The following is an 18400-nucleotide window of genomic DNA, read 5'->3' as shown; positions in this document are numbered from 1 at the left end:
CCAACCAAACGACAAGGACCGCGATGAGCGTGCGTCAACTGGACCGGATGTTCGAGCCCCGCAGCATCGCCATCGTCGGTGCCTCGCTCCAGCCAGGCCGGATCGGCACCACGGTGCTGGCCAACATGGCCGAAAGCGGCTTCGCCGGCGCCCTGTGGCCCGTCAATCCGAAGTACGACGAGCTGCTCGGCATCCCGTGCTACCCGCGCGTGGCCGCGCTGCCGAAAGTGGCGGGCGGTGGGCCTGACCTGGCCGTCGTCTGCACGCCGCCGGACACGGTGCCAGGGCTGATCGGCGACCTGGGGGCGCGCGGCACCCGCGCCGTGATCGTGCTGACGCCGTTGCCGCCGGCCGTGCGCCAGGCCATGCTGAAGGCGGCGCGGCCTTACCAGCTGCGCATCCTGGGCCCCGGCGGCATCGGCCTGGTGGCGCCGGCCGCGGGCCTGAACGCCAGCGTGGCGCACGTGGGCGCGCGCCCGGGCCGCATCGCCTTCGTGTCGCAGTCGGGCATGCTGATGACGGCGGTGCTGGACTGGGCGCGCCAGCAGAGCATCGGCTTCTCGCGCGTGGTGTCGCTGGGCGAGAGCGTCGACATCGACGTGGGCGACCTGCTGGACTTCCTGGCCGGCGACGCCGACACCAGCGCCATCGTGCTGCACCTGGAAAGCATCGGCAATGCGCGCAAGTTCCTGTCGGCGGCCCGCATCGCCGCGCGCGGCAAGCCGGTCGTGGTGCTGAAGTCCGGCCGCGAGGGCGACGACCGCGTGGTCGACGCGGCCATCCGCCGCGCCGGCATGCTGCGCGTGCATTCGTCGGCCGACCTGTTCGACGCGGTGGAAACGGTGGCACGGGCGCGACCGCTGGCCGGCGAGCGGCTGGGCGTCATCTGCAATGGCACCAGCCTGGCCCTCCTGGCCAGCGACGCCCTGGACTGGATCGGCGGCCAGCTCGCCACCTTGTCGCCGGAAACGGTGCGGCGCCTGCGTCCGCACGTGCCGGACGGGATGGTGCCGGCCAACCCGCTCGATATCGGCGTGCGCGCCGATACCGCGCGCCATGCCGCCGCGCTGGCGGCCATGCTGGCCGAACCCCAGGCCGATGCGCTGCTGCTGGTGCACGCGCCGACGTCGGCGGCCGGCAGCACCGAGGTGGCACAGGCGCTGGCGCCGCTGATCCGCGCCGGCGGGCGCAGCGTGCTGTCGTGCTGGCTGGGCGGCGAGGGCGTGCAGGCGGCGCGCAAGGTGTTCGCCGACGCCAACCTGCCCACCTACGACACGCCGGAAAAGGCCGTGCGCGCGTTCGGCCAGATCGTGCAGTACCAGCGCAACCAGGCCTTGCTGATCGAGGTGCCGCGGCAGGAGGCGGCGGCCGGGCCGGCGGACGAGGCGCGCCGGCTGGCGGCGCGGCAGCTGGTGCGCGAGGCGCGCGCGGCCGGCCAGGCACGCCTGGACGCGGCGCAGGCGCGCAGCGTGCTGGCCGCCTACGACCTGGTGCTGGCCGACGGGGGGCCCTGCGATGCCGGGCGCGCGCTGCTGCGCATCGCAATGGACGTCGATCCGGTGTTCGGCCCGGCCATCTCGTTCGGCCTCGGTGGCGCGGCCGGGCATGCGGCGGGCGACCGCGCCGTCGGCCTGCCGCCACTGAACACGGTACTGGCGCGCGACATCGTGCAGCGCAGCCGTGCCGGCCGCGCGCTGCAAGGGCAGGCCACGGCGGCGGATGGCGTGCACGCGGCGCTGGTGGCGGTGGCACAGCTGGCGGCCGACCTGGACGAGGTGGCGGCGCTGCGCCTCGACCCGGTCCAGCCGGCCGATGCCGGGCTATTGGTGCTGGACGCCGTCGTCGAGCTGGGCCCGGCGCGGCCGGAGACGGCGCTGGCGATCCGGCCGTATCCGCAGGCGCTGGAGGAAACGGTGGCGTGGCAGGGCATGCCGCTGCTGTTGCGGCCGATCCGGCCGGAGGACGCGCCGGCGCACGTGCGCTTCTTTGCCGCGCTCGATCCGGACGACGTGCGCATGCGTTTCTTCACGGCCTTGCGCGAGCTGCCGCCGGCCCAGCTGGCGCGGCTGACGCAGATCGACTACGACCGTGCGATGGCGTTCATCGCCACCCGCACGGGCGCCGACGGCCAGGCGGAGACGCTGGGCGTGGTGCGCGCTGTCGCCGATCCCGACAATGCGCAGGCCGAGTTTGCCATCACGATCCGTTCCGACCTGAAAGGGCAGGGGCTGGGCACGATCCTGTTCCGCAAGCTGGTGGAATATTTCCGCGACCGCGGCACGGCCGGGCTGACCGGCGAGGCGCTGGCGGAAAATGTGGGCGTACAACAACTGGTGAAACGGTTCGGCGGACGCGTGCTGCCCGGCGCGGAACCTGGCACTGTCGAGCTGGCGCTGCAGCTGAACGGGGGCTTGCATGCCAAATCATCCGAGCCCGGTAGGAATTGACCTGTCGCCGGGTTTGCGCTGGCTCAAAGTCCGCCTGTCGGCGCACTTTACACTTGAACTTCCGTCCAGCCCTGGGAGTCATAATGTTAACGGCCACATACACCCTGGTTGCGTTGTCCGTCGAACAGGCGCACATCCGTCTGAGTCTGCTTTCATTCCAGAAGTATGTGCAATCGACGCTGACCCGTCAGCAGAGCCTCACGCTGTCGCAACTTGAATACGCATGCGAAACGCTCGAACGCCTGTACCAGGCCTGCCACTGGCGCAAGGTCGAGCTGTACCTGATCCCGGCGCTGCGCCAGGCCACCGAGCGGGCCGACCAGCTGCTCGACGAGTTGAGCCGGCTGAACGCGTCGGCGCTGGCCGTGGTGCGCCGTCTCAAGCAGAACCTGGAACAGGGCCTGCGCGACGACAGCGAGGTGCAGACCGTGCGCGAAGCCATCGAAGGCTTCTGCGGCGCACTGCTGCAGCGCCTCGAGAAGGAGGAGAAGGAGCTGTTCGCCATCGCCCGCAGCGCCATCTGCGGTGATGCCTGGTTCGCGCTGGCCAACAAGCTGCTGGCGCACGACGCCCAGGTGGCCGAAGCGCGCCGCAGCGGCGTGGACGGCACGCCCGGCGAGAGCGAGCCGATCACGCTGCTGCCGCGACTGGCGCCGCCGGCAGGCGCTGTCACGGAACTCGACATCCTGATCCCGGACGATCCGGTGCTGCGCCGCAAGCCCATGCGCGGTACCGTGCAGCGCGCCGCCGCCGGCAAGTAGGCATTGCCCGCGCAGTGTGGGGGCAGGGTGCGCTTCGCCGCCGCGAAAAGCGGCGCTGCGCTATGATGGTGGTTTTGATCCATCGATAGCACATCATGTTTGAATTCCTGTTCCGACGGCCGGGCGACAAGGGCCCCGAATCCCAGGCGGGCGCGCCGGAAGGTAGCGAAGGTGCGCGGCCTGAAGGCCAGGCCGACGCCGCCGCGCGCCGCGCCGCGCAGGCCGAGGCCGCACGCGGCCTGGCCGGCAACGAAGCGGCCGCGGTCGAACTGATCCTGCAGAGCGAATTCGCCGACGTACGGCTGGCGGCGGCCGAACACGTGGTGTCGCAGCCGATGCTGGAGCGGGTGCAGCAGGCCGTGCGCAACACGGATCGCCGCGTCGCCAAGCTCGTGCAGGGCCGGCTCGATGCGATCCGGCACCAGCAGGCCGAGCAGCGCCAGGCCGAGCTCAGCATTGCCACGGCCCAGCGCTTGTTGCAGGACGAAAAGCTGACGCCGAACCAGGTGGCCGACCTCGACCGGCTGTGGCAGGTCATCGCCGCGCCGCCCGAGCTGGCGCAACAGTTCGACGGCCTGCGCGCGGCGCTGGGTGCGCGGCTGGAAGCGCAGGTCAGCCTGCAGCGCGCCGTCATCGATGCGCTGCCGGCCGTGCGCCGGCTCGCGGCGGGCGGCGCATCGATGACGGCCGCCCAGGCCGAGCTGGAGCAGCTGGCGGCGCAGCATGCCGCACACCTGGCCGCGCCCGAACACGCGACGCTGCCGCGCCACCTGCTGAACGATTTCGAACAGGCGCTGGCGCAGGCCCGCGCTGCGCTGGCCGCCCAGGCCCAGCCGACGGCACCGCCCGCGCCGCAACCGGTCCAGGCCCCGGCCCAGCCGGAGGCGGAGGCGGATGTGCCTGCGCAGCAGCCGGCCGCGGCCGCCGCTGCCGAAGGCGCGCCGGCCGCTGCCGTACCGCCGCGGCCGCCGAAGGAGAAGCACAAGGCCACGCCGGCCGACAAGGAAGCCAACCAGCGCTTCATGGCACTGGTGGACGCGATGGAAGCGGCGCTCGAGCAGGGGCAGCTGCATACGGCGGCCGAGCACGACAAGACGCTGAAGGAAAGCAAGACTGGCCGGCTGACGCCGCAGCAGTCGGAGCGGCTGGCCCATGTGCGTGCCGAGTTCAAGCGCCTGTCCGCCTGGGCGCGCTGGGGTGGCAACGTATCGCGCGAGGAGCTGGTGCATGCGGTCGAGGAACTGCCGGCCCAGCAGCTGTCGATGAGCGAACTGGCGAAGAAGGTTTCCGCGATGCGCGAACGGTGGAAGGCGCTGGACAGCGTGTCCGGCCCCGCGCCGAAGAGCCTGTGGGAGAAATTCGACGCCGCCTGCACCACGGCCTATGCGCCGGCCGCCGCCCACTTCAAGCAGCTGGCCGACGAGCGCCATGGCAACGCGGCCAAGGCGCAGGCGATGATCGACGAGGTGCACGCGCTGATCGCCGATACCCCGGCGGCGCGCGGCGACTGGCGCGCGCTGGCCTCCGCCTCGCAGCGGCTGCGCCAGGCCTGGAGCCGGCTGGGCACGATCGACCGCAAGGACAAGAAAAAGCTGGATGGCGCGTTCGGCCGGGCGATGGAAACGCTGATGGCGCCGCTGGAAGAGCAGCGCCGCATCGAGGTGGCGCGGCGCGAGCAGCTGATCGAGGAAGTCTACAAGCTCAACCCGGCCGACCGCCACACGGTGGACACGCTGCGCGGGCTGCAGGAAAGCTGGCAGGGTCATGCCAAGGCGCTGCCGCTGGAGCGCAAGCAGGAGCAGGCCCTGTGGCAGAAGTTCCGCGCCGCCTGCGACACCATTTTTGCCAAGCGCAAGGAATCGGCCCACGCGGCCGACCACGAACGCAAGGCCCACCTGCATGCGCGCGAAGCGATCTGCGCCCAGCTGGAAGGCGCCACGTTCGAGGGCGACGACAAGCAGCAGGCGGCAGCCATCGCCAAGGCGCTGAAGGACGCGGCCACGGCCTGGCACGCGACGGGCGCCGTGCCGCGCGCGGCCGAGCAGCGCATCGAGCAGCGCTACCGCGCCGCCGTGGCCCGGTTGCAGGGCCAGGCCGATGCGATCCGCAAGCGCGCCGGCGCGGCCCAGGCCAGCGCGATGCGCGACAAGCTGCGCCTCGTGCAGGGGCTGGAGGCGGCGCTGGCAGGGCCTGACGAGATCGACGCGCAAGCCTGGACGGCGCGCTGGCAGGAGCTCCCGGCGCTGCCGGCCGAGTATGAGCGCACGCTGCGCGGCCGCTTCGACGCGGCGCTGAAGGCGGCCGCCGACGCAGGCGCGCGCGCCGCCTATGCCGCCACGCTGGAAGGGAACCGCGCGCGCGTGCTGTCCGAGGTGCTGCGGCAGGAAATCGTGGCCGGCGTCGACAGCGGCGCCGAGTTCGCGCGCGAGCGCCTGAAGATGCAGGTCGAGGTGCTGCAGGATTCGCTCAAGTCGGGGCACAAGCCGGCCAGCCATGCGGCCCGCTTCCTGGAGCTGTGCGCGTTGCCGGCGCTGGTGGACGACCGCACCGCCAGCCGCATCGAGACGCTGTTCCGCCGCGTCGGAGCCGGCGCGTGACGGCCCGGGTCCGCATCCAGGCCGAGGATTTCGATCTGGCGCGCGAGGTGGCGGCACTGCGCGCCACCAATGCCAAGGTCGGCGGTGTCGTCACGTTCCTTGGCACCGTGCGCGACCTGAACGAGGGCGCCCAGGTGGCGGCGATGGAACTGGAGCATTACCCCGGCATGACGGAAGCGTCGATCGAGGCCATCATCGACCAGGCGCAGGCGCGCTGGCCCATCTTCGATGCGCTGGTCATCCACCGCGTCGGCCCCTTGTTGCCGCAGGACCAGATCGTGCTGGTCGCCGTCACGTCGGCGCACCGGGGCGAGGCCTTCGCGGCCTGCGAGTTCATCATCGACTACCTGAAGACGGAGGCGCCGTTCTGGAAGAAGGAACAGACGCCCGAGGGCGCGCGCTGGGTGGATGCGCGGGTCAGCGACGACGTGGCGCTGGACAAGTGGCGCGTTGCCGGCTGAGTTAAGCCGAGGGGACAGGTGCCTGTCCCCGGCGTTGTTCCGCGTTGGCGAAAGGCATGTCCTGGGCGACCGCCGTCGGTGCGCGGCGTGCGCGAGGTCGATGCTAGTATCAGCCGATACGTTCCAGCCTACCGGGATTCCCATGTCGCCGACCACTTCAGCGGAAGTCTTGAGTCGCCTCGACGCGCTGCACGAGCACCTGCCGGCCGGGGTCGTCGTGCACGGTGCCGACGGCCGTATCCTGTCTGCCAACCGGCTGGCCCAGGAACTGCTGGGGCGCAGCGAGGCGCAACTGCTCGGGCTCGAGGCCAGCAGCGCGGCCTGGCAACTGCTGCGCGAGGACGGTTCGGTCATGCCGGCCGACGAATTTCCCGCCAATCGCGTGCTGCGCACGGGCGAGAAGCTGGCTGGCCTGGTGGCCGGCGTGGCCGGTCCCGACGGCGTCACCTGGCTGCTGTGCAATGCCTATCCCGAGTACGACGAAGCGGGCCTGCCGCGCCAGGTCGTCGTCTGCTTCACCGATTGCACGGCGCTGAAACGCACGCAGGAGTCGCTGGAGAAATCCGAGAAGCGCCTGCGGCTGGTGCTGAAGGGCTCGACCGACGCGCCATGGGACTGGGACCTGGTCAGCGGCGAGGTCTATTACTCCGAGCGCTGGTGGAACATGCTGGGCTATCGCGCTGGCGAGGAGTCTGCCGACCCCGGTGCCTGGCGCCGCATGCTGCACCCGGACGACGACCCGATGATCACGGCCTATCTGGCCGAACTGCTGCCCAGCGGCCGCGACGGCTACAGCCTGGAATTCCGCCTGCGCCACCGCGACGGCCACTATGTGCCCGTGCTGTCGCGTGGTTATGTGCTGCGCGACAGTAGCGGCCGCCCTGTGCGCATGTCCGGCGTGAATACCGACCTGACCGAGCGCAAGCGCACCGAACGGCGTATCTATGAACTGGCCTATTTCGACCACCTGACGGGCCTGCCCAACCGCCGCTTCCTGCTCGAGGAACTGGAGCACGTGCTGGCCCGCGGCGAGCGCTCGGGCCAGTACAGCGCACTGCTGTACCTGGACCTGGACAACTTCAAGCTGCTCAACGATACGATGGGGCACGACATGGGCGACCTGCTGCTGCGCCAGGCCGCCCAGCGGCTGCGCGCCACCGTGCGCCACAGCGACGAGCTGGCCCGGCTGGGCGGCGACGAGTTCGTCGTCGTGCTGGAAGGGCTGGGCGGGACACCCGCCGGCGCCGCGGCCGAGGCGGACCGGGTCGTGAGCAAGATCCTGGCGGCGCTGGGCCAGTCCTACCAGCTGGGCACCGTGTTGTTCCGCAGCACCGCCAGCATCGGCATCGCGCTGTTCGGCGGCCATGGCACCAATATCGAAACGCTGCTCAAGCAGGCCGACCTGGCGATGTACCGCGCCAAGGCGGACGGACGCGGCGTGGCGCGCTTCTTCGATCCCAGCATGCAGGACGCGGCGGACCGCCGCGCCGCGTTCGAGGCGGCGATGCGCGACGGCCTGTCGCTGGGGCAGTTCCGGCTGTTCTGCCAGCCGCAGTTCGACTGCCACGGCAACCTGACGGGCGGCGAGGTCCTGGTGCGCTGGCAGCGCGGCGCCGAACTGCTGGGGCCCGACCACTTCATCGGCTTTGCCGAGGAGTCCGGCCTGATCCTGCCGCTGGGCGAGCACGTGCTGAAGGAAAGCTGCCGCGCGCTCGCGCGCTGGGATGGCGACGCGATGCTGGGCCACCTGAAGCTGGCCGTCAACGTCAGCGTGCACCAGATGCGCGATCCCGAGTTCCCGGAGCGGGTGGCACGGATACTGGATGTCACCGGCGCGCCGCCCGGGCGGCTGTACCTGGAGCTGACGGAAAGCGTGTTTGCCGAGGACATGCAGGAAATCACCCGGCGCATGTTCGAGCTGCGCGCGCGCGGCATCTGCTTCGCACTGGACGACTTCGGTACCGGCTACTCGTCGCTGGCCTACCTGCAGCGCTTCCCGCTGTCCGCGCTGAAGATCGACCGTTCGTTCGTGCGCAATCTCGGCATCGACCCCGGCTCCGCGTCCATCGTCGAGGCCATCATCGCCCTGGCGCGCAAATTCGAGCTGGAGATCGTCGCCGAGGGCGTCGAACTGGAAGCGCAGCGCAGCTTCCTGACGCATGGCGGCTGCTCGTCGCTGCAGGGCTTCCTGCTGGGCCGGCCGGTACCGATGGCCGAGTTCGAACACGCCTACAGCGCCGCCGGCGTCGGTCATGCGTAGTAGTTACCCGCATATAGTTACTCTGGCTAAAAAACCCTCCTTGAAAAAGGGTCGGCACATCCTTACTTTATTTGCAGATAAAACTTTGGAGTGTGCGCAAAATGCGTCAAGACAAACTCACCACCAAGCTGCAGGAAGCACTCGCCGACGCCCAGAGCCTGGCCGTCGGCAACGACAACCCCTATATCGAACCGACCCACCTGCTGAGCGCGCTGCTGGAGCAGGACGACGGCGCCGCGCGCTCGCTGCTGCAGCGCGCCGGCGTCAACGTCGGCGGCCTGTCGAAGGCGCTGAAGGCCAGCCAGGAGGGGCTGCCGAAGGTATCCGGCACCGGCGGCAACGTGCAGGTCAGCCGCGAGTTCATCGCCGTGCTGAACCTGGCGGACAAGGAAGCGCAGAAGCGCGGCGACCAGTTCGTCTCCAGCGAGATGGTGCTGCTGGCGCTGACGGAAGACAAGTCCGACGCGGGCCGCCTGGCGCGCGAGCACGGGCTGGCGCGCAAGGCGCTGGAAGCGGCCATCGACACGGTGCGCGGCGGCAATAAGGTCGACTCGCAGGAAGCCGAAGGGCAGCGCGAGGCGTTGAAGAAATACACGCTCGACCTGACGGAACGGGCGCGCCAGGGCAAGCTGGACCCCGTGATCGGCCGCGACGACGAGATCCGCCGCGCCATCCAGGTGCTGCAGCGCCGCACCAAGAACAATCCCGTGCTGATCGGCGAACCCGGCGTCGGCAAGACCGCCATCGTCGAGGGCCTGGCCCAGCGCATCGTCAACAACGAGGTGCCCGATTCGCTGCGCGGCAAGCGCGTGCTGTCGCTCGACATGGCGGCGCTGCTGGCCGGCGCCAAGTTCCGCGGCGAGTTCGAGGAGCGCCTGAAGTCCGTGCTGAACGAGCTGGCCAAGGACGAGGGCCAGACCATCGTCTTCATCGACGAGCTGCACACGATGGTGGGCGCCGGCAAGGCCGAGGGCGCGATGGACGCCGGCAACATGCTCAAACCCGCGCTGGCGCGCGGTGAGCTGCACTGCGTCGGCGCCACCACCCTGGACGAATACCGCAAATACATCGAGAAGGATGCCGCGCTGGAGCGCCGCTTCCAGAAGATCCTGGTGGACGAGCCGACCGTGGAGGCCACGATCGCGATCCTGCGTGGGCTGCAGGACAAGTACGAGCTGCACCACAAGGTCGAGATCACGGACCCGGCGATTATCGCGGCGGCCGAGCTGTCGCACCGCTACATCACGGACCGCTTCCTGCCCGACAAGGCGATCGACCTGATCGACGAGGCGGCCTCGAAGATCAAGATCGAGATCGACTCCAAGCCCGAAGTGATGGACAAGCTGGAGCGCCGCCTGATCCAGCTGAAGATCGAGAAGGAAGCCGTCAAGCGCGAGAAGGACGAGGCGTCGCGCCGCCGGCTCGACCTGATCGACGAGGAAATCGCCAAGCTGCAGCGCGAGTACAACGACTACGAGGAAGTGCTGAAGGCCGAGAAGGCCAACGTGCAGGGTACCACGCACATCAAGGAAGAGATCGAGCGTATCCGCCAGCAGATGGAGGAGGCGACGCGGGCGTCGAACTGGCAGCGCGTCTCCGAGCTGCAGTACGGCCGCCTGCCCGAGCTGGAGGCCCAGCTGAAGCAGGCCGAGTCCAGCGGCGCCGCCGCCGATGCGGAAAAGCCGAAGCTGCTGCGTACCCAGGTCGGGGCCGAGGAAATCGCCGAGGTGGTCTCGCGCGCGACGGGCATTCCCGTGTCGCGCATGATGCAGGGCGAGCGCGACAAGCTGCTGCACATCGAGGAAAAGCTGCACGAGCGCGTGGTGGGCCAGGATGAGGCGATCAACGCCGTGGCCGACGCGATCCGGCGTTCGCGCGCCGGCCTGGCGGACCCGAACCGGCCGTACGGCTCGTTCCTGTTCCTGGGCCCGACGGGCGTCGGCAAGACCGAGCTGTCGAAAGCCCTGGCGTCCTTCCTGTTCGACAGCGAGGACTCGCTGATCCGCATCGACATGAGCGAGTTCATGGAGAAGCACTCGGTGGCCCGGCTGATCGGCGCGCCGCCGGGCTACGTGGGCTATGACGAAGGCGGCTACCTGACCGAGGCCGTGCGCCGCAAGCCTTACAGCGTGATCCTGCTGGACGAGGTGGAAAAGGCGCACCACGACGTGTTCAACGTGCTGCTGCAGGTGCTGGACGACGGCCGCATGACGGATGGCCAGGGCCGCACGGTGGACTTCAAGAACACGGTGATCATCATGACGTCGAACCTGGGCTCGCAGAAGATCCAGTCGATGGAGGAATCCGATCCGGCCGTCGTCAAGCTGGCCGTGATGGCCGAGGTGCGGGCGCATTTCCGGCCGGAGTTCGTCAACCGGATCGACGAGATCGTCGTGTTCCATGGCCTGGACGAGAAGAACATCGGTTCGATCGCCAAGATCCAGCTGGCGATCCTGGAACAGCGCCTGAAACGGATGGACATGGACCTGCAGGTAACGGACGCGGCGCTGCACAAGATCGCCGAGGCCGGCTACGACCCCGTGTATGGCGCACGGCCGCTGAAGCGGGCCATCCAGCAGCAGATCGAGAATCCGCTGTCCAAGCTGATCCTCGAGGGCCGCTTCGGGCCGAAGGATACGATCGCGATCGATGCCCGCGACGGTGCGCTCGTGTTCGGCGCCGATGGCAAGGAAGAGGTCGTCCGGCTGTAAGCCGCGACGTTGCTGCATTGAAGAAGGCTCGCACGACCGTGCGGGCCTTTTTTTCGTTCTTTGGAGCTGGCGCAAGATGCGCGCGAAATCGATGGCGGCCTCGAGCGAAATACTGTATAAATACACAGTACTGGATGCCATCGCCGCGCAACGTCCGCCAAGTTGCGCTGGTTGCGTAAGTTGCTGAAGTTGCTTTGCGCGTCGTTCCCGCGTAGAATGGGCCTCGTAGCCATGAATCCGAGGTATTGAAATGAGTTCAACAACTGACCTGAAAGCTTTCGCTGCCGGCATCGCCGAACTGCCGGAACCGCATGGAGGGGCGAAGGACGAATTCGGCGCGGAAACATCGCAAGCCTACCTGATCGAAGTGGAAGATGCGGCCCCCGAGGCGCACGTACTGGAGCAGCTGTATGCCGCGTTGCGCTCGCTGGGCATCACGGCCCGGGTGTCGCCGTTGGCCCGCGACAAGCGCGTGACCTTGGTCACGCCGATGCCTGCGCTGGTACTCGACGCCGACGATGACGACGACCTGGCTTCGGAGCCGTTCGGCCTGGACGATGCCCGCGTGGACGCGCCGGCCGCCCGCCGTGCGCCGATGCCGGAGCTGGACGACGACGGCGACAACGAGGAAGTGCGCTTGCCGCCGGCCGTGTCGTCGCGCGCGGTGGCGCAGCAGCGGGGTGAGGCACTGATCGCATCGCTGGTGCGGCAGGGCAGCCTGATCGATGGCGAAACATTGGCCAGCGCGTGGGGGATCACGCGGCAGGCCCTGGACAAGGCCCGCGAGCGCGGCGAGATCTTCTCGGTGCGCATGGGGCGGCAACATTTTTACCCGGTCGCGGCGCTGAGTTTCCTGCGGCGCGATTTTGAAAGCATCAACCGGTCGTTCCATCCCGACATCGCCGCGGGGACGAAACTGATCTTCTTCAATCGACAACATGGCAGCCTGGGCGGGAGAACCGTGGCGGAGTCGGCCGACCGGCTGACCGACATCCTGCGCCTGGCTGCCGGCTGGGAACGCATTTGACCCTGACCCACATCCCCGATTTCGCCGGCCTGCATGCGGCCGGCCAGCTGTGCTTTTGCCATGTCGATATCCGTGCGCTGCTGCGGCTGAGCCTGCGACCGGGGATGGAACCGTGGTGGGGCACCACCGGACGCTTTCGTTTCGACGATCCCGCGCACGGTTTCGGTGTCACCTATGTGGCGGGCGGCCTCGACGTGGCCGTCTGCGAGACGATCCTGCACGAGGTGGGCGACCACCGCGACGGGGAATGGTGGGTCGACCACAGTTCGGTGGAGCGCCGCTCGATCGTGCGCTACGTCCACCCGGACCCGGCCAAGACGCGGCTGCGCCTGGTCGACCTGACCGGCATCGCGCTGAAAGGCCTGGGCCTGACCAACGACATCAGCGCCCAGGACGACTACACGCACACGCAACTGCTGAGTGGCGCGATTCACGCCCAGGTGCCCGAGGCGGACGGCATCCGCTATGTCAGCAAGCACATGAACACGTCATTCGCCGCCGCGCTGTTCGAACGCAGCGGCGTGCGCGTGCTGCCAGGGGCCATGCCGCTGCTGGCGCATCCCGACATCGGCGGCTTGCTGGGGCGGCTGCGGGTGAGGTTGTTCTCGCTGTAGGTCCGGCGCATGCGAGGTGACAGGCAGGTGCCCCGGTCCGCGCCTGGTTCGCGCCGGCCGCGGATAAAAACCACGGTCAGTCCCAAAGGGACAGACCCTGAACCGAAGCCGTCCGGTCTTTCGCCGGTCAGCGAATCGACACGCCACCGGGCATAGGGTCTGTCCCCGCAGGGGACTGACCCTGGTTTTAATCGTAGACTGAGACGAACCCGCATGCCTCAGGTCGATATTCCTGACGCTCGTCATACCGCCAGCCACCCTCCAGTCCCGCCAGCCCCGCGGCATACTCCCGCACCCCCGCCAGCAGCCGGCACTGCAACCCGCCCGGCCCCGGCCGCGCCACCAGCAGCGACCTGGCGTGCAGCGCCGCCAGCAGATCCTCCACCTCGTCCGTTCGCGCCGGTGCGGCCATGCGCACCGCCGCGGCCAGGCCGAATTCGCCGTCGAACGCGGCCAGCCGCCGCAGCAACGCCTGTTCCGCCGGCGTCAACGTGGCCCAGCTCCAGTCCAGCGACGCCTGCAGCGAACGGTGCCGTGCGGGCGCCGTGCGGCGGCCGCCCTTCAGCAGCCGCAACGGCTCGCCCAGCCGGGCGGCCAGCTCGCGCACGTGGAACAGGTCGGTGCGGGCCGCCGCCAGCTCCAGCGCCAGCGGCAGGCCGTCGAGGCGGCGGCAGATGTCCGCCACGGCGGCGGCGTCCGCGCTGCCCAGCGCCGTGCCGTCCAGCCCCGCGCGGTGCAGGAACAGCGCCGCGGCGGGCCATGCCAGGATCGCGGCACCGCCGGCGCCGGCGGGCGGACAAGCCAGCGGCGCCAGCCGCTGCACGCGCTCGTCGGCGGCGCGCAGCGCCTCACGGCTGGTCGCCAGCACGTGCAGCCGCGGCCAGTCCTGCAGCAGCCGCTCGGCCAGCGGCGCGACGGTATCGGCCACGTGCTCGCAATTGTCCAGCACCAGGAGCAGCGGCTCGGCGCCGATCCGCGCGCGCGCCAGCACGGCCGGCACGGCCGCGCCACCGTCCGCTTCCGCCAGGTCCGCGTACGCCACGGGCAGCCGCGCCGACAGGCGTGCAACGGCGCTCAACGCCACGGCGCTCTTGCCGACGCCACCGCTGCCCACCAGCGTCACGAGCCGGTGGCTTAGCACCAGGCGCGCCAGCGCGGCAACGGCGTCGCCGCGCCCGACCAGCGGTCCCGCAGGCGGCGCGGGACAGGAAGCAGGGATGGGCTCATGGCGCGCGGGTGAGGCCAGGGTGGCGACGAAGCTGTAGCCGCGTCCGGCGACACTGTCGATATAGCGCCGCCCCGGCCCTTCGCGCAGGGCCTTGCGCAGGGCCGCCACGTGCACGCGCAGGTTGGCTTCCTCGACCACGGTATCGGGCCAGACGCGGGCGACCAGTTCCGCCTTGGTGACGGTGACGCCGGGCGCGGCGGCCAGCGTGGCCAGGATGTCGAATGCGCGCGAGCCCAGTCGCAAGGGTTGGCCATCTTCGAGCAGCACACGCTGGCGCACGTACAGGCGGAACGGGCCGAAGGCGATGCACGGGTCCGCCGCGATGGGGACGGGAGATGTCATGTCCCGGATGGTAGCGCCGGATTATTACAACAGTCTGACAGGGTGAGGGCCGCTGTCAGGCGAAGTCCTCCACCTCGTAGCGCTCCAGGAAGCGGTCCGGTCCCGTGTCGGCGGCGACCTGGAACGCGGCGCGCCCGTCCATCTGTTCCAGCACGCGGCGCACGTAGGCGCCCAGCGACTGCCGCGTGGTGGTCTTCTGCCACATCGGGTACAGGCCGGAGACGCGGCTGCCGTCCAGGTAGCGGATCTCGAATGCGCACTCGGAACGGTCGCACATGTCGCCGGCCCAGGACTTGAGCAGCTTGTCGGCGGCAACAAACGAGCCCAGCACGGCGGTGCTGCGGCCGGCCTGCTGGTGGATGCGGATCTGGGCGACACCGACCTTCTCGGCGCGGCGTTGTGACAGGGGCAGGGTCATCGGCGGCTCTCGGTGGTAGCGGGTGGCATGATTGTAGGGAGCATGTTGCGGTGCAGCGAATAAAACGTTGTTAAGCCTTGTTAATGAGCAGGCAAACCCGGTACTTCACGCAGGGTGGTGGAACACCGGCCGCCGAAAACGGCCGATCGCATCGACGGCGCCAGCAGGTGACGGCAGCAATGCGCCGCCGATGCGATTGATATGGATGTGCCGGGCCGTCAGCTCCAGCGCCGGCAGCAGGTTCGTCGCCAGCGCCGCGTCCGCCGGCCCCAGGTGCAGGCTGGCACAGTGCTGGGGAGCCAGCGCGGCGGCCAGCGCCAGCAGCTCGGCCGGGTCGGCGCAGCGCACCAGCAGGCGGCCGCCGCGTGCGGCCCGGGCCGGCTGCGCCAGCACCTTGGCACAGGCGATCTCGGCGAAGCTGTGATCCGTGGCCGCGTCGACGATCGTCTCGCGCAGGTCGACGTAGCCGGGACCGTCGACGGCCGCCGCCAGCACGCCCGGGCCGCCATGCGCCAGCAGCAGCTGGCCCAGGTGCTCGGCACGGCCGTTCAGCGCGCCCGGCAGGATGAACGCGGCTTCGCACCCGTCCGCCTCGGCCAGCAGCACCAGGCTGGCCCCATGCGGCAGCGGCGCGGCGCCGACGCGGCTGATGGCCGCCCGCAGGGCGTGGTGGTCCAGCAAGGCGGCGACGCCGGCGGCATCGGCCGGCAGCAGCGTGAACGCGGCCGCCGGCAGGCCGCAGGCGGCCACGGCGGCGCCGATCAGGTCCGCCAGCACCGCGGCGCCGGGCTGGGCGGCGCTGCCGGTCGCCAGCACCGGACAGCCCGCGGCCAGCGCGGCCAGCGCATGCACGCCGACCAGGCCATAGGCCGTCGCATGCGGGCCGATCGCGGCCACGGGGCCCAGCGGCACGGTGCGAACCGCCTCTGGCGCGGGCGCCAGCGCCGCCAGCTCGGCGCGGCGCAGCGCCGCGGACAACGCGTGCAGCCAGCCGCGCAGCGCATCGTGCTGGCGCAGGGCGGCGTCGGCGGTGATGCCGGCATCGGCCGCGGCCAGGCCGGGCAGGTGCGCACGCGCGTCGTCCAGCGCCGCGCCGATGGCGTCCATCAGGCCCGCGCGGCGACCGTGGCTGGCCTGGGCGAACAACAGCGCGGCGCTGGCCGCTGCCGCGCTGGCCGCCGCGCCGGAGCGGCGCCGGTCGAGAGTCCTGGTGTTCATTACCCCTTTCCGGCAGTTCGCCGTACCCTGTAAATAGTGGTTAAATCCCGCAGGCCGTTACGTTAGAATCCGTTGGTCGAAAAATCAATCTGGCTTTTGAGGTAAGCGCACGATGCAACTGGACGGTGGAGACGGCAGCGCGGAGATCGCGTTCGGGGCGTTCCGGCTGGTGCCGCACGAACGCGCGCTGTACCGCGACGACGCGCCGGTGCGCCTCAGCGGGCGCGCCTTCGACGTGCTGCTGGCGCTGGTGGAACGGGCCGGCGCCGTGGTCGGCAAGGACGAGTTGATCGCCCGCGTCTGGCCGCACACGGTAGTCGAGGAGGGCAACCTGCGCGTGCACGTGGGCGCGCTGCGCAAGGCGCTGGGCAGCGACCAGACCTATGTCGAGAACGTGGTCGGGCGCGGCTATTGCTTCGTGGCGCCGCTGCGCTCGATGCATCGGGCCGCGCCTGCGCCGACATCGCTGCCGTTGCCGCGGCCCAGCCTGCTGGGGCGCGACGATTTGCTGGCCCAGCTCGCGCAGCAGCTGCCGGCGCAGCGGCTGTTGACGCTCGTCGGCCCCGGCGGCATGGGGAAAACGGTGGTAGCGCTAGCGCTGGCCGCGCGCCTGGCGCCCGCGTTCGACGGCGCGCTGCATCGCGTCGACCTGGCGGGCGTCACGTCGACGGAGCGGTTGGGCGCGGCGCTGGCGCAGGCGCTCGACGGCACCGCCGAGGTGCCGCTGCCGGCGCTGCTGGCGCGGCTGCGCGAACGCCGCGCGCTGTTGCTGCTGGACGGTTGCGAGCACCTGGTGGACGCCGTGGCCGGGCTGGCCGAGCGCCTGCTGCGCGAAGCGCCGCGCCTGCACATCCTGGCCACCAGCCGCGAACCGCTGCGCGCCGCCAGCGAATGGGTGCACCGGCTGGCGCCGCTGGAGCTGCCGCCCGCCGAGGGCCCCGTCGCGCCGGCCGCGCTGGCACGCTATTCGGCCGTGCAGCTGTTCGTCGAACGGGTCGGCGCCGATGGCGCGCCGTTCACGCTGGATGGACACAATGCCGCCGCCGTGGCCGACATCTGCCGCCGCCTGGACGGGATCCCGCTGGCGCTGGAACTGGCGGCCGGACGCGCCGCGTTTTTCGGCGTGCACGAGCTGGCGTTGCGCCTGTCCGACTGCTTTGCCGTGCTGACGCGGGGCCGCCGCACCGCGCTGCCGCGCCACCAGACGCTGCGCGCCACGCTGGACTGGAGCTACGACCTGCTGGGACCGGAAGAGCAGGCCGTGTTGTGCCGGCTGGCGGTGTTCGACGGCGCCTTCACGCTGGACGCGGCCGCCGCCGTGGCGCACGGTCCCGGCGTGGCGCCGCAGGAGGTGGCCGAGCGCGTGGCCAACCTGGCGGCCAAGTCGCTGGTGGGGATCGAGACGGATGGTGCGGCGGTGCGCTATCGCCTGCTGCACACGACGCGCAGTTATGCGCTGGCGCGGCTGCGTGCCGGCGGCGAGGAAGAGGTCATCGCTGCCCGCCTGCACGCGCCGGCGCGAATAACGCCGATGGCGAGCTGCCGAACGTCTTCCTGAACATCTGCGAGAACGCCGACTGGCTGGCATAGCCCAGCTGCTCGGCCACCCGGCCCAGCGGCATGCCGCGCGCGATCAGCGGTGCCGCATGGGCCAGCCGGACCTGCTGGCGCCACTGGCCGAAGCTCATGCCCAGCTCGCGCTCGAACAGGCGTGCCAGGGTACGCTCGGAAGCGCCCACCCGCGCCGCCCAGCCGGCCAGCGTCAGCGCGGCGGCCGGCTCCGCGATCAGCGCGGCGCACAGTGCGCCCAGGCGCTTGTCGCGCGGCAGCGGCACGCGGATGGGGCGGGTCGCGCAGCGTGCCATCTCGTCCAGGATCAGGTCGCAGACGAGGTCCGTGCGTGCCGTCGGCACGCCGGGCGGCTGCTGTTCCAGCGCGGCGATCAGTTCGCGCAGCAGCCCGGACACCGCCAGCACCTGGCAGGCGGCGCCAGGGAAGGGCGAGCGCCCCGCGAGAATGCGCAGGGGCCGCAGGCGCGCCTCTTCCAGCACCACGACAGCATGCTCCACATGGGGCGCGATCCAGATCGCCCGCGACGGCGGCACGATCCACGTGCCGTCCGCCACCGTCACGCGCAGCACGCCGTCCAGCGCATAGGTGAGCTGGCCCCACGGATGCGAATGCGGCGCCAGGTTGCGCGTGGCCGGCAGGTCGCGCGCGCACATCGTCACGGGCAGGCGCTCGGTGGGATCGTTGCAGTCGTCCAGCGGGGCGGTATGACGGACGATGGCGATGCTCATGGTTGGCAGGATTGCG

13 protein-coding genes are annotated in these 18400 nt (G+C 70.4%); 9 read left to right on the top strand and 4 right to left on the bottom strand.

The window, feature by feature from the left end; translation table 11 throughout:
• Positions 1-23: 23 nt before the first annotated feature.
• The 8 genes from E7V67_017375 to E7V67_017340 all read left to right on the top strand — a co-directional run bounded on the left by E7V67_017375 (position 24) and on the right by E7V67_017340 (position 12878).
• Positions 24-2447 (top strand): GNAT family N-acetyltransferase, encoded by a 2424-nt coding sequence (locus E7V67_017375; GenBank protein ID WUR11476.1) that lies wholly within the window; start codon positions 24-26, stop codon positions 2445-2447.
• 167 nt (positions 2448-2614) lie between these two features.
• Positions 2615-3208: a hemerythrin domain-containing protein gene (locus tag E7V67_017370; protein ID WUR11475.1), complete on the top strand. Its 594-nt coding sequence runs from the start codon at positions 2615-2617 to the stop codon at positions 3206-3208.
• 95 nt (positions 3209-3303) lie between these two features.
• Positions 3304-5805 (top strand): DUF349 domain-containing protein, encoded by a 2502-nt coding sequence (locus E7V67_017365; protein WUR11474.1) that lies wholly within the window; start codon positions 3304-3306, stop codon positions 5803-5805.
• Positions 5802-6266 carry a molybdopterin synthase catalytic subunit MoaE gene (moaE, locus tag E7V67_017360; protein ID WUR11473.1) on the top strand — a complete coding sequence of 155 codons (465 nt, stop codon included), beginning with the start codon at positions 5802-5804 and terminating at the stop codon, positions 6264-6266. Before E7V67_017365 ends, moaE begins: the two co-directional genes overlap by 4 nt.
• 169 nt (positions 6267-6435) lie before the next feature.
• Positions 6436-8526: an EAL domain-containing protein gene (locus E7V67_017355; GenBank protein WUR11472.1), complete on the top strand. Its 2091-nt coding sequence runs from the start codon at positions 6436-6438 to the stop codon at positions 8524-8526.
• A gap of 101 nt (positions 8527-8627) precedes the next feature.
• Positions 8628-11237 carry an ATP-dependent chaperone ClpB gene (clpB, locus tag E7V67_017350; GenBank protein ID WUR11471.1) on the top strand — a complete coding sequence of 870 codons (2610 nt, stop codon included), beginning with the start codon at positions 8628-8630 and terminating at the stop codon, positions 11235-11237.
• 250 nt (positions 11238-11487) lie between these two features.
• The gene (locus E7V67_017345) at positions 11488-12264 is read left to right on the top strand and encodes a hypothetical protein (GenBank protein WUR11470.1); all 777 of its coding nucleotides are present in this window, start codon (positions 11488-11490) and stop codon (positions 12262-12264) included.
• Positions 12261-12878, top strand: a complete 618-nt coding sequence (locus E7V67_017340; GenBank protein WUR11469.1) for an RES family NAD+ phosphorylase — start codon at positions 12261-12263, stop codon at positions 12876-12878. The genes E7V67_017345 and E7V67_017340 overlap by 4 nt, the downstream gene beginning before the upstream one ends.
• A gap of 187 nt (positions 12879-13065) precedes the next feature.
• On the opposite strand, the gene E7V67_017335 is transcribed toward E7V67_017340, so the two are convergent.
• The 3 genes from E7V67_017335 to E7V67_017325 form a co-directional block, all read right to left on the bottom strand.
• Positions 13066-14448: a winged helix-turn-helix domain-containing protein gene (locus tag E7V67_017335; GenBank protein WUR11468.1), complete on the bottom strand. Its 1383-nt coding sequence runs from the start codon at positions 14446-14448 to the stop codon at positions 13066-13068.
• 55 nt (positions 14449-14503) lie between these two features.
• On the bottom strand, positions 14504-14866 hold the full coding sequence (locus E7V67_017330; protein WUR11467.1) for a hypothetical protein: 363 nt from the start codon (positions 14864-14866) through the stop codon (positions 14504-14506).
• A 105-nt stretch (positions 14867-14971) separates the two neighbouring features.
• Positions 14972-16084: an aldehyde dehydrogenase family protein gene (locus tag E7V67_017325; protein ID WUR11466.1), complete on the bottom strand. Its 1113-nt coding sequence runs from the start codon at positions 16082-16084 to the stop codon at positions 14972-14974.
• A 112-nt stretch (positions 16085-16196) separates the two neighbouring features.
• Between E7V67_017325 and E7V67_017320 the strand changes: the two genes are divergently transcribed.
• Positions 16197-17642 (top strand): winged helix-turn-helix domain-containing protein, encoded by a 1446-nt coding sequence (locus E7V67_017320; protein ID WUR11465.1) that lies wholly within the window; start codon positions 16197-16199, stop codon positions 17640-17642.
• Here E7V67_017320 and E7V67_017315 read toward each other — a convergent pair.
• Positions 17575-18384 (bottom strand): helix-turn-helix transcriptional regulator, encoded by an 810-nt coding sequence (locus E7V67_017315; GenBank protein WUR11464.1) that lies wholly within the window; start codon positions 18382-18384, stop codon positions 17575-17577. The two genes, E7V67_017320 and E7V67_017315, sit on opposite strands and share 68 nt — an antisense overlap.
• Between the last annotated feature and the right edge of the window lie 16 nt (positions 18385-18400).

Source organism: [Empedobacter] haloabium, assembly GCA_008011715.2.
GTDB lineage: Bacteria > Pseudomonadota > Gammaproteobacteria > Burkholderiales > Burkholderiaceae_D > Rugamonas > Rugamonas haloabia.
This window is presented reverse-complemented; position numbering and strand designations above follow the sequence as displayed.